The sequence below is a fragment of the Nocardia sp. NPDC058114 genome (assembly GCF_042884695.1).
In the GTDB taxonomy this organism is placed as follows: domain Bacteria; phylum Actinomycetota; class Actinomycetes; order Mycobacteriales; family Mycobacteriaceae; genus Nocardia.
In genome coordinates, this window is sequence record NZ_JBHVTK010000005.1 from 544,432 (window position 1) to 555,051 (window position 10,620).

Genomic DNA, 10,620 nt, shown 5'->3' on the forward strand with positions numbered 1-10,620 from the left:
GGAGAGGTTTCGAAGGTGAGTGACGATCCGATCGAACTGAGCGATCCGGATGTGGTGATCGACGCGGCGACCGGCAGGTTGTCGTATCGGGGTGAGCCCTACAGCGGTGCGGTGACCCAGACCCGCCCCGACGGCACCTGGCGCGAGTACTGGAGCTACGACGATGGCGACCGCGACGGTGACTGGACGGGCTGGTACCCCGACGGCACCATGCGCTACAACGGCGAGTTCTACCGCAACCGGCCCGTGGGCACCTGGCAGGAGTGGTATCCCGACGGCGCCCGCCGCCTGGAGGACGTCTACGACATCGAGGGCACGCTGCTCACCCACTCGGTCTGGAACCAGGCGGGTGAGGTGATCGAATTCGAGGACGAGCGCACCCGCAAGGGCATCGCGGCCGACGCGGTGCCCGCGGACGATCCCGCGTTCCGCTGGGACGACGAGGAAGGCCGCATGTACTACGGTGCCGAGCCGTTCACCGGCAGGCAGTTCCGCCGCCCGGCACCGAGCAGCCCCATCACCGACCTGGCCGGCTACACCGACGGCTACCCCGACGGTCCGACGCGCGGCTGGTACCTCGACGGCACCCCGCGCTACACCGGCGAGTACGCCGATCGGCACGAGGTGGGCCGATGGTGCACCTGGTTCCCCACCGGGAATCGCAAGGAAGAAACCGTTTTCGCCCCCGGCGGCGCGTTGCTCACCCGGACTGTGTGGGACGAGGCAGGCACCGTGACGGCGCGGTACGGCGAGAACCAGGACTAGGCAACAGGAGTGCGCAGTGGCTGACGAGCTGGCCGGGGATCCCGATGTCGGATTCACCCTCACCACGGTGGTGGCCGACGACGACGGGATCACGGATCGGGCCGCCGCCCTGAGTCATCGCATCGCGAAAACGCTGGCGGCGCTGGGTCCGCCGGGCTGGACCAAGGTCGAGGCTTCCTTCGCGCTGACGGCGGCGGCCGAGGTGTCGATGGTCGTGTTCCACGATGAGCAGGAGCGTTTCGCCCGGGTGTTCCCGAGCCCGGAACTGCTGGATCTGCTGCGTGAGCACCGGCACCTCTCCGCGTCGATGGGCGACGGGCCGTGGTGGCGCTACCTGCTCACCCTGAGCAACGCGGGCCGGATGAACGTCGAATACGACTACGGCGACGACCCGTTCCCGGACGACCAGCTCTTCCCGCCGACGGTGTACCGCACCGACATCGAGATCTATCCGCGCGACCGGCTGCCGATCTGGCTGGCCGCCTACATCGGTCACGGCAACCGGCAGATCCGCACGCCGCTGGCCGCGGCCGAGCAGGCGCGCGCCGATACCGCGGCGGGCCGCACCGCCATCGGGTCGGCGCCGGACGTGGAATTCCCGCCGCTCGATCTCCTGGCCCGCCGGTGGGCGCTGATCGCCGCCGCGTTCGTGGCGATCGGCTCCAAGTGGGGACCGCGGGTGACGCCGGCCTTCCACGTCTTCGAGGGCTCGAAACACAGCGGCTCCACCCTGTGTCTGCTCCCGGGCGATCGTGCGGTGCTCTCCGGCGGGGTGTGGGACGCACCGGAACTCGACGCCGTCTACAACAAAGACCTCCCGATGCCGCAGTTCTTCCTCGGGGCGCCCGATTGGGTCGCCGAGCCGGTGATCAACCGCCGCGCCGAGAACGGTCTGCTGAGTTTCTGCTATTGGTGGGAGGGCGGCCGCTGGTATCGGGGCGCGTCGGCCGGCGCCGACGCGCTGACGTCCGCCGTCCCCGGGATGTGGGACACCAGGACCGTTGTCGACGTGCTGACCGGCTTGCTCGGCGCGAAAGCGGGTCAGGCGCAGAAGGAAGCGGTCCCCGGCCTGGTCGAGGCCGCCGAGCGTGGGGCCGTGGCCAGGGAGGCGTTCACCCGCGTCTTTCCCGACGATGTCTACAACGTCGATTCCGCCTGGTTCCAGCTGAATCTCGCCGGTTCGGCGGGCACCCACACCGTCGGCCTGGCGACCTGACGTACGGCGTCGTGCTGTTGCGTGGGTGTGGCAGTTGTGGTGTGCTCGCTAACCGACGGGCTGGGCGCGACGGCCCGCGAGTCGGAGGGAACCGGGAATGGCCAACGAGCACGCCAAGGCACAGATGGCGGACATCCTCGAGACTGTCCAGACCCAGATGCGTGCGATCGCGCAGGTCCAGCAGGACCGCGCCAAGATCATCGCCAGCGCCACCGTGCGCAAACGGGTGACGGTGACGGTCAACGCCGACTACAAGGTCATCGAGACGAAGTTCACCCCCGACATCGACGACCTCACCTACACCGAGATCGCCAAGGCCGTCACCGAGGCCGCGCAGCAGGCCTCGGTCGAGGTGGCCCGCAAGACGCAGGCGCTGATGGCGCCGATCCAGAGCGAACGCGCCCGCCTGCCGAAGATCACCGAATTGGTCGACGACATGGACGGTTTCGCGATTCCGCAGCCGGTGGAAGCCTCGCTGGAGCCGCCCAACTCGCCGGAGCGGGAACGACTCTCGACCGACGAAGAAGACGGATCCCGTGATCCGTCGCGGCCCGCTACCGACGCGGGCTGGTGATCGCGATGGTCGGAGATGGTCGAACCATCGCCACCAGTGAGATCGCTGCTGTACATGCGTAATTCATGTGACAGACCGTAGAATCGTTAGCAAGCCGTGCGAATCGGCGGTGTCGTGGTAGCGGTGCCAGGCGGGGCGCGAGGCGACACCGGTACGGACAGGGAGGGTCGACTTCATGACGGGACCATCGGCGCAGGATCAGTGGGCGGGGCTGCGTTCGGCAGCCTCGGACGGATCGCTGATGCTCGAGCCGTCGGCGCTGCCGAACCTGGTCGAAGCGGCCAACAACGCGCGCTACTGGGTCAACTCGGTGAAATCCCAGGTGGACATGGTCTCGAACCTGCCCGAGTTCTCCTCGCTGGAGTCGGGCAAACAGCTGTCGAAGCAGTTCGAAGGGAAGGCCGGTCAGCTGCAGACCGTGCTCGGCAAGCACGAGACGGTACTCGACAATGTCGCCAACACCTTTCTCGACGCGGCCCGGCATTACAAGGGCGCCGAGGACGGCAGCAAGGTGGATCTGGACGCGCTGCGCACCAAGATCGAGCAGGGTAGAAGCGCAGGCATGGCCAAGACGCCGCTGCCGCCCACGGTCGTCCAGTTTCCGGCGGTGGCGACCGCGGTCAACCTGCCGAAGATCCTGTCCGACGGCAAAACCTTCGATCCGGCCGGAATGAAGGCGGAGGGCCCCGGCGGCTACAACTACAACGAACTTCAGGCGATCATGAATTCCCTGTCGACGGTTCCCGGGAATCTGGCTCACACCGCGTTGTATTGGGGCAGATTGGCAGGCTGGCTCAAAACGGGTTTCGACGACCTGAACGCCAAAGTCGAAGCGAGCAAGAAGAGCTGGACCAGCCCGGGCGGCGCCACGCGCGCCATGTCGGCGATGTCGGCCTATCACGAGGCCAACGGACTGCTGGTCGATCAGACCAAACAGGTGGCCGCCGCACTCGATTACACCGTCGGCTGGATCAACGCCACCTCCAAGGGGCTGGCGACCGCGCTCATGTTGCCCCGGTGCTACTCCGATCCCAACGGCTCGCAGGCACAGGCCGACAAGGAAGCCTGCGCGAAGAACGGCCGCCAGGTCATGTGGAACACCTACGTTCCCGGACTCAACAGCACCACGAGCCACATTCCCACGCTGCCCGATCCGACCGCGCCGTCCTCCGGGGACGGAACCGGCAACGGGAACGGAAACGGCAACGGGAACGGAAATGGGAACGGCTCCGGAAACGGCAGCGGGAGCGGCTCCGGTTCGGGGAGCGGATCGGGTTCGGGCGACACCTCCGCCGCGTTCAAGAAGGCCATGGCGGAGCTGCAGGAACAGAAGTCCGGTAGCCAGCTGGGTAATGGCAGCGGGGATACCACGGGCAACGGCTCGCCGGGGTCGACCGGTTCGACGGGATCGACGGGGTCGTCCTCGACCGATCAGCTGACCTCGGCCCTGCAATCCGGTCTCGAACAGGCCAGTTCCGCCGCGCAGTCGGCCGTGGAACAGGCGACCTCGGCCGCGGAACAGAGTGCCCTGGCGGGTATTCCGAGCTCCGCGGCGCTCGGTTCCCTGCAGGACCAGGCCAAGAAGGCGCTCAGCGCGGCGAGCAAGGGCGGCGGTGGCGGCGGTGGCTCGGGTTCCGGCGGTGGTGGCGCCGGTGCGGGCGCCGCGCCGCTGTCGCCCAGCCTGGACAGCGCGTCCAAGCTGTTCCCGCGGGCTTCGGCCACCACAGGGATGGAGGGCTTCCGCACGGGCGTCGCGTCGTCGGCGGCCGGTTCGCCGATGGGTGGTATGCCGATGTCGCCGATGGGTGGGGCCGGCGGTGGTCAGGGCCAGCAGAAGGAACACAAGCGGGCCGACTACCTCGACTCGACGACCCACTTGGACGAAGCGCTCGGTGACGCGCCGATCGTCGCGAGGCCGGTGGTGGAACAGTGACGCCCACCTGGGAATTCACCGGCGACGAGTTCGATGCGCTGTGGGCAGGCATCGACGAGGAGTACATGCCGGACCCGTTCATCCACAGCAGTGAGCCGAGCACCTCCGATGCGGCGGAGTTCACGCTGAAACACAACTGGATGACGATCAAGCAGCGCTGGGGGCACGAGCTCGACGACATCATCGACGTGCTCACCCATCCCGATATCCGGCTGATCGTGCGCGGCTACGGCGGCGGCGAGCGACTCACCGATCCCGCGTTCTCGGTGCGCATGCTCGCGGCGCGCAAGGGCGACGTGGGCTATCTGGTGCGCCAGCGCCCCGGCCGCACCCTGTACCACGCTGAGGGATTCGTGATCACCCGCCATGATGCGCTGTCTCTCGGTGACGTCGTCGCAGGCCACCTGCCCCCGGCGGAAGCGGGGCGCGGCCAGGAGATCCGCCTCGACGAACCGGCCGACGACCAGCTCGATCACTCCTACGGCCGCTCGCTGGTTCAGCACTACGACGACGATGCCGCGGTGCGGACGCTGACCTTTCAGCAGGCGCCGCTCGACCGCGACGGTTTCATCGACATCGAGCAGGGCTGGTCGCGATTCGGTCCGCGCGGCATCGTGCGCTTGCGGCTGGGCTGGCGCGACCTGACCGACGACGGTCGCTACGTGCTGGTGCCCGGCACGCCGCGGGTGGCGGTCGGTGCCGATCGCAGGCGGGTGGTGTCGCTGATCAACACTCAGATCGCCGAAGTTGTCAGAGCCATCAGGGACGATCGGGCGTAATGATGCCGGGCCAGACGGAAGGGGGAGTCGTGGACGAGTTTCCGACCGAGTTCAGCGCGTCGTCGGTGACGGGCGCGATCGTGGTGCGTACCACCGAGCAGGGGTTGCCGGTGGGGATCACGGTGGATCGCGAACAGGTCCGCCGCGACCCCGCCGAGCTGGCCGCCGAGATTCTGCGGTTGTGCCAGAAGTCGGCCAAGCGGGCGGGTCTGGCACGGCGTAATCAGCTGGCGGAGGCTGGGTTCGACCCGGCGCTGCTGGCGGCGACGGGACTGCCCACCGAGACCGAGGTCGCGGCGGCGGAGATCGTCGAGGAGCAGGAATACGACACCGAGCCGGACAGCTGGCTGCGGTCGGTCTAGCGAGCGAAGAGGGGAGGACAAGGCGATGGTCGAGACCATGGACGAGCTGATCGCGAAGGTGCAGGGTCAGCTCTATCGGTTGCAGGATCTGGCCGATGCCACCAATGGCATCCGGGCGCAGGAAGTTTCGCCCGACGGCGCGGTGACGGTGACGGTCGACGGTGCGGGCGCGCTGGTAGGGCTCGAGTTCAGCGCGGCGATCGCCAAGTTGTCACCGGCGGATTTCGAGCGGGTGCTGGTACAGACCGCGCAGGCCGCCGCGCACCGCGCCTTCGGTGAGCGAGCCGAGCTGGTAACGGCGTACAACCGGGCCGGTACGTGAGATTCAACTGATCTTCACCGCAGATTTGTGTGGTGTCAGGGCCGGACGGGTAGATAAAGTAACGAAACACCATGGGCTGTTTCGAGATTGGACGATAGCCATGAACCATGTTGCGGTAGTTCCGGACGCAGTTCGTGCGTACGCGGGTGCCTCGGCCACGATGGCGGCGGGGGTCGCCCAGGCAGGCGCGGTCGACCAGGTCGCCACGATGGCCGCCGCGGTGCCCGTGTTCGGTCTGATCGGCCAGGAATTCCTGATGTCGTTCGCGTACGCGCAGGCCAACCACCTCACCTCGGTGGCCCAGCTGGCCGCGGTGCACGCGGGTACCGCGTTGACCGCCACCCAGGCCGCCGCTACCTATGAGGGCGCCGACGGCGCGTCCAAGCTGGGTATCTCGGCGGTCGATCAGTAGCGATGACGTATCCAGGGGGAGATTCGGCCGGCGTGGCAGCGTCGGTCGATCCGACTGTGCTCGAGGTGCTGCGCGGTAGTTCGTTTGCGCCGATGCTCGATCAGCCGGTGAGCCAGGTGCTCGGCTCGATGGGGTTGCCGCAGCTGCCGCAGCTGCCCGAGTTCATCCAGCTGCCGGAAATGCCCGCGCTGCCGACGATCGATCTGACGGCGCTGATGCAGCCACTCACCGAGCTGGCCTCCGCGTTCGGCACCGGTGCGCTCGGCAGTACCGGCGCGACCTCGGGCACCGGTACGTCGAGCAATCCCGCTGAGGCACTGACGAATATCTCCTCGGTGCTCGAGACCGTGATGTCGCTCGGCTCGACCGCGCTACAGACGGTGATGCAGCTGTGGCAGAGCGCCGCGGCGACGGAGGCGACCACCAAGGCGACCGCGGCGCAGTCCGACGGCGCCAAGCTCGCCACCCAGAGCACCCAGGAGAAGGCGGTGCTCGCCCAGGCGGCGGGCAATGTCGCGGTCGGCGGCGCGAAGCTGGCCGCGGTGATCGCCCGGTACTCGGCCACCCTGGCGCTCGCTCCGCTCTACGTGCTCACACCGGGTGGTCAGGCGGTGCTGATCGCGGCGACCATGGAGGCGATGGCGGAGGGTCTGGCGATCACGGCCGAGACCAAGGCCGAGATGGTGGCGCGCAGCGGCGAGATGGTGCAGGCGGGTGAGAAGGTCGAGGTGACCAACGCACCGTCCGGCGTCGACGCGGGCAGCGAGTCGCTGAGCCAGCTGATGAGCCTGATCACGCCGTTGATCAGTACCGCGAGCACCGCGGTCTCCTCGCTCGGTTCGCTTGCCGAACAGGTGAGTTCGCTGTCGACCAGTACCACCGGCTCGACGACCACCGGTACCGAGATCTCCGCGACCGGTGAGGAATCCGCCGAGGAGCTGGCCGCCGCGAGTGGCGGTGGCGGCGGAGGCGGTGCGATCGGTGGGGTCGGTGCGATCGGCGGCGTCGGGTCGTCGTCGTCACCACTGAGTCCGTGGCAGGGCGGTCGCGCCAGTGGTCTGTCCACTGTGGGTGCCACCGGTGCGGTCGGCGGCGCGGGCGGCACCACCTCCGGCGGCGCGAACACGACCACGGCATCGGCAGGCGGCTCGTCGCCGGGAATGATGCCGATGGGCGGTGCCGGCGCGGGCATGCCGATGGCGCGCGCGGTGGAGGGCGGCGGCAATGAGGCCGTGCACTCGCAGCTGGTCACCGGAAACCACGGCGACGAAGTCGTCGGCCAGATCGCGGGGGTGGCGACCCCGGTCGTCGGCGCCGCCGAACCGGTGGTCACCGATGCTCCGCCGGACAAAGAACTCTCACTGTGACGCGGCACGACCATGACAGGAGTGGCAGATGAGTAACACCTTCGAATTCGATTCGGCCGCGGCGAGCAAAGCCGCGGCAGCGCTGGACGGCATCGCCGACCGGCTCACCACCGAACTGACCGCCGTGGCACCGGCGCTGCACGTGGCACCGGCCGGTACCGAGGAGGTGTCGGTGCGCGCCGCGAACACGGCCAACGGCGTCGCCGACGACTACCTGACCGGCGCCGAGGCGGGTGCGCACGAGATGAACAAGCTCGCCGCCACCTTGCGCGCGCAGGTGAGCGAGTTCGACCAGATGGAAACCGACAACACCAGCGGCTTCAACGGATAATGATCGAACCACCGCAGCCCGGCTTCACCGGAGTGGTGTGGGAGGCGCGCGAGCCAGACAAGCTCGCCACCGACCTCACCGCCGGTGCCGGACCGATGCCGATGGCCGACGCGGCCGCCGCCTGGACGCGGCTCGCCGCGGCCTTCGGCGCGGCCGTGCTCGACTACGAGCAGGTGCTGCAGACCTTGCGTGGTTCCTGGAAGTCCGGGAGCAGCGAGCTCGTGTGGGAACGGATCTCGACGCTGCGCGAGTGGTTGCTCGAGACCGCGGCGGCCGCTACCGCCAACGCGGCCAGGATGCAAGCCCAGGTCCTCGCCTACGAGGTGGCGGCCATCGCCATGCCCAATACCGCCGACATCGCCGCGATCACGGCGATGCAGCAGGCACTGGAACAGGTCGGCGCCGCCCTCGGTGCGCCGATCAAGGCCATCGCGGCGCAGACCGACGCCGATGCCGACATGGCCAAAGCCGTTGCCTCCCGGGTGATGCGCAGCTACGAGGCGGCCACCGAACCGCTGGCGACGCCGTGGTTGCACGCACCGCCACCGCCGATCGCCCCGGAAGCCGCGCTCACCGGCGAGAAGTCGGGTCAGAGCGCGTCGCCGACGCCGAGCGCCGGGGCGATGCCCGGGATCGGCGCGATCGGCCTCGGCGCGCTGCCGTCGATGCCGACTCCGGTCCAAACCGCGTACCGCGCACCGACTTTCGTTCAGCCAGCGACCACGGTCGGAACCACGGCACAGGCGGCGCCGGTCACCACCACCCCGGCCGGGCAGTCGGCGCCGCTCGTCCCCGGCGCGATGGCGCAAGGCGGCGGCCAGGACTCGGCTGCCCGCTTCCCGCGCGCGGGCCTGGCCTACGAGGAGTCCGACCAGCTGGTCGCCGAAGGCGAGATCCAGGCCGCGCCCGCGGTGCTCGGCGTCGCCGAGCGCGCCGCCGCGCAGACCGGCGGCACCGCCACCGCGGAGGGACGGCCATGACCACGCTCACCAACGACGCGCTGCTCGCCGTCGCCGACCGGCTCGGTGTGCAGACCCTGCCGCTGGTGCTCGCCGTCGGCCCGCAGCAGGACACCTTCGACGCCTGGCGCGCGGCCCGCGACGCCGCGGTCACCGAACTCACGGCCACCGGTATCTTCGACAGCTACGGCGATGTCGAACCCGAGTTGGCGGGCGCGCTGCACACCCTGGCCCAACCCGACGCCGAACTCGTCGCCCGTGGCTACGGTGACGACGGCAGGCGGCGAATCTGCCTGGCCCGCCGTGGTTCCGGCCACGCCAGCGCGGTACGCACCGGCGAGACCTTCGAGATCGCCACCGATGCCATCGACGGATCCGACCGCGAACTCGCCCGCCTGCTACTGGCCGCGCTGCCGACCTGCGCGCCCGCCGAAGTAGCGCCGGTGAGCGTCGCTGCCGACGACCTGGCGGCGCGCCTCGACGCGGCCGACACAACTTCCCAGTACGTGGACGCGATGTATGCGCTCGGTATCGACGCGCACCAGGCGACCGTGCTCGGCGCGGCCTTCGGCACCTGCCATGGCTACACCGAGATCGTCGCCGTAGTCCACCACGACGGGCTGACCACCCGAGCCCCTGGCGCGGTCGCGGTGTACGACACCGCGCGCGGCCGGATCGTCGTAGCGCCGATGACGGCGCCCGACGGGCAGGTGTGGTCGACCATCACGCCGGGCACCGATCACCGCCTCACGCAGGCGATCGGTGCGCTCCTCGAGGGGCTTCCCGGTGGGGGGTGGCGGCCAGATTAAGCCATCTCTCGTTTCAACCATCAAGTAGGAAAGGTTCGGCACATGCCCCCTCAGGGACCAGTAGGTGTAGAAGCAGGCGGCGTAGACGGCGTCGTCTCCAAGCTCGAAAGCAGCATCGGCAACCTCCGCACGTCGGTCGGGCAGATCGATGACGCCGCCCAGGCCGTGCTCCGCGGCTGGAAGGGTGACGCCTCCGACGAGTTCGTGAAGGTCGCCCAGGCCTGGCACGACGAGTCCGATGCACTGAACAAGAAGTTCGACCGGCTCACCGAAGCGGTCAGCTCCGGCAAGTCCACCCTGGTGAACATGGACGGCCAAGGCCTGTCCGGTGGCGGTTCCACCGGCGGTGGCGGCGGCTACACCAACCTCTGACCGCGATTCAGACACGAACAGGAACTGAGCTATGACCATTCTTTATGATCCCGCGGCGATGAACGAGCTGTTCAGCGACCTGCAGACCTACGGTGGGAAGATGAAGGGCGAAATCGACGAACTCGAGGGCGCCGCTTCGGATTTCCGCAACAACCTGCAGGGTGACCAGGCGATCTCGACCTTCGACACCGCACACAAGAACGTCACCACCGAGCTGACCGACACGCTCGACAAGCTCGACAAGCTCGCCGCTCAGGTCGAGTCCGCGCTGAACCGCGCGCTCGAGGCCGACGGCAAGGTCGGCGACGGTTTCGCTGATTTCTAGGAGCTGAGTTATTGGAGCGCTGGCGCGCTCGAGCGCGGCCCCTGAGGGGCCACCCGAAAAACGGGGCGGGACTCGTGCCTTCGGCACTTTGTCC

General features: G+C 68.7%; 14 protein-coding genes. All 14 read left to right on the top strand.

The annotated features are described in order from the left end of the window. The first annotated feature begins 15 nt into the window (after positions 1 to 15). Positions 16 to 765 carry a toxin-antitoxin system YwqK family antitoxin gene (locus tag ACFVVI_RS21865; RefSeq protein ID WP_387446524.1) on the top strand — a complete coding sequence of 250 codons (750 nt, stop codon included), beginning with the start codon at positions 16 to 18 and terminating at the stop codon, positions 763 to 765. Between the two features lie 16 nt (positions 766 to 781). After that, entirely contained in the window at positions 782 to 1,981 is a 1,200-nt protein-coding gene (locus ACFVVI_RS21870; RefSeq protein WP_378993633.1) for a hypothetical protein, read from the top strand. A gap of 97 nt (positions 1,982 to 2,078) precedes the next feature. Continuing rightward, the gene (locus ACFVVI_RS21875) at positions 2,079 to 2,555 is read left to right on the top strand and encodes a YbaB/EbfC family nucleoid-associated protein (RefSeq protein ID WP_101464408.1); all 477 of its coding nucleotides are present in this window, start codon (positions 2,079 to 2,081) and stop codon (positions 2,553 to 2,555) included. Between the two features lie 175 nt (positions 2,556 to 2,730). Next, positions 2,731 to 4,488, top strand: a complete 1,758-nt coding sequence (locus tag ACFVVI_RS21880; RefSeq protein WP_378993632.1) for a hypothetical protein — start codon at positions 2,731 to 2,733, stop codon at positions 4,486 to 4,488. Continuing rightward, a complete protein-coding gene (locus ACFVVI_RS21885) occupies positions 4,485 to 5,267 on the top strand; it encodes an ESX secretion-associated protein EspG (RefSeq protein ID WP_378993631.1) in 783 nt (260 codons plus the stop codon). Before ACFVVI_RS21880 ends, ACFVVI_RS21885 begins: the two co-directional genes overlap by 4 nt. 29 nt (positions 5,268 to 5,296) lie before the next feature. Beyond that, entirely contained in the window at positions 5,297 to 5,629 is a 333-nt protein-coding gene (locus tag ACFVVI_RS21890; RefSeq protein WP_378993630.1) for a hypothetical protein, read from the top strand. Positions 5,630 to 5,654: 25 nt separating this feature from the next. Further along, positions 5,655 to 5,951: a YbaB/EbfC family nucleoid-associated protein gene (locus ACFVVI_RS21895; RefSeq protein WP_378993629.1), complete on the top strand. Its 297-nt coding sequence runs from the start codon at positions 5,655 to 5,657 to the stop codon at positions 5,949 to 5,951. A 100-nt stretch (positions 5,952 to 6,051) separates the two neighbouring features. Further along, positions 6,052 to 6,363, top strand: coding sequence for a type VII secretion target (locus ACFVVI_RS21900; protein ID WP_378632320.1), 312 nt, complete (start codon positions 6,052 to 6,054; stop codon positions 6,361 to 6,363). Between the two features lie 32 nt (positions 6,364 to 6,395). Further along, a complete protein-coding gene (locus tag ACFVVI_RS21905; protein ID WP_387446527.1) occupies positions 6,396 to 7,730 on the top strand; it encodes a hypothetical protein in 1,335 nt (444 codons plus the stop codon). 28 nt (positions 7,731 to 7,758) lie between these two features. Then, a complete protein-coding gene (locus ACFVVI_RS21910) occupies positions 7,759 to 8,061 on the top strand; it encodes a PE family protein (protein ID WP_358062216.1) in 303 nt (100 codons plus the stop codon). Further along, positions 8,061 to 9,041 (top strand): PPE domain-containing protein, encoded by a 981-nt coding sequence (locus ACFVVI_RS21915; protein WP_387446528.1) that lies wholly within the window; start codon positions 8,061 to 8,063, stop codon positions 9,039 to 9,041. The genes ACFVVI_RS21910 and ACFVVI_RS21915 overlap by 1 nt, the downstream gene beginning before the upstream one ends. Next, entirely contained in the window at positions 9,038 to 9,829 is a 792-nt protein-coding gene (locus ACFVVI_RS21920) for an ESX secretion-associated protein EspG (protein WP_387446530.1), read from the top strand. The genes ACFVVI_RS21915 and ACFVVI_RS21920 overlap by 4 nt, the downstream gene beginning before the upstream one ends. A gap of 42 nt (positions 9,830 to 9,871) precedes the next feature. Further along, positions 9,872 to 10,201 (top strand): WXG100 family type VII secretion target, encoded by a 330-nt coding sequence (locus ACFVVI_RS21925; protein ID WP_378993625.1) that lies wholly within the window; start codon positions 9,872 to 9,874, stop codon positions 10,199 to 10,201. A 31-nt stretch (positions 10,202 to 10,232) separates the two neighbouring features. Next, the gene (locus tag ACFVVI_RS21930; protein ID WP_378632332.1) at positions 10,233 to 10,526 is read left to right on the top strand and encodes a WXG100 family type VII secretion target; all 294 of its coding nucleotides are present in this window, start codon (positions 10,233 to 10,235) and stop codon (positions 10,524 to 10,526) included. Positions 10,527 to 10,620: the final 94 nt, after the last annotated feature.

What these genes read in the sequence shown, in the direction of transcription:
- ACFVVI_RS21875 (WP_101464408.1), top strand. Translation starts at nt 2,079, where the DNA reads ATGGCCAACGAGCACGCCAAGGCACAGATGGCGGACATCCTCGAGACT.
- ACFVVI_RS21915 (WP_387446528.1), top strand. Translation starts at nt 8,061, where the DNA reads ATGATCGAACCACCGCAGCCCGGCTTCACCGGAGTGGTGTGGGAGGCG.
- ACFVVI_RS21900 (WP_378632320.1), top strand. Translation starts at nt 6,052, where the DNA reads ATGAACCATGTTGCGGTAGTTCCGGACGCAGTTCGTGCGTACGCGGGT.
- ACFVVI_RS21910 (WP_358062216.1), top strand. Translation starts at nt 7,759, where the DNA reads ATGAGTAACACCTTCGAATTCGATTCGGCCGCGGCGAGCAAAGCCGCG.
- ACFVVI_RS21895 (WP_378993629.1), top strand. Translation starts at nt 5,655, where the DNA reads ATGGTCGAGACCATGGACGAGCTGATCGCGAAGGTGCAGGGTCAGCTC.
- ACFVVI_RS21930 (WP_378632332.1), top strand. Translation starts at nt 10,233, where the DNA reads ATGACCATTCTTTATGATCCCGCGGCGATGAACGAGCTGTTCAGCGAC.
- ACFVVI_RS21880 (WP_378993632.1), top strand. Translation starts at nt 2,731, where the DNA reads ATGACGGGACCATCGGCGCAGGATCAGTGGGCGGGGCTGCGTTCGGCA.
- ACFVVI_RS21925 (WP_378993625.1), top strand. Translation starts at nt 9,872, where the DNA reads ATGCCCCCTCAGGGACCAGTAGGTGTAGAAGCAGGCGGCGTAGACGGC.
- ACFVVI_RS21920 (WP_387446530.1), top strand. Translation starts at nt 9,038, where the DNA reads ATGACCACGCTCACCAACGACGCGCTGCTCGCCGTCGCCGACCGGCTC.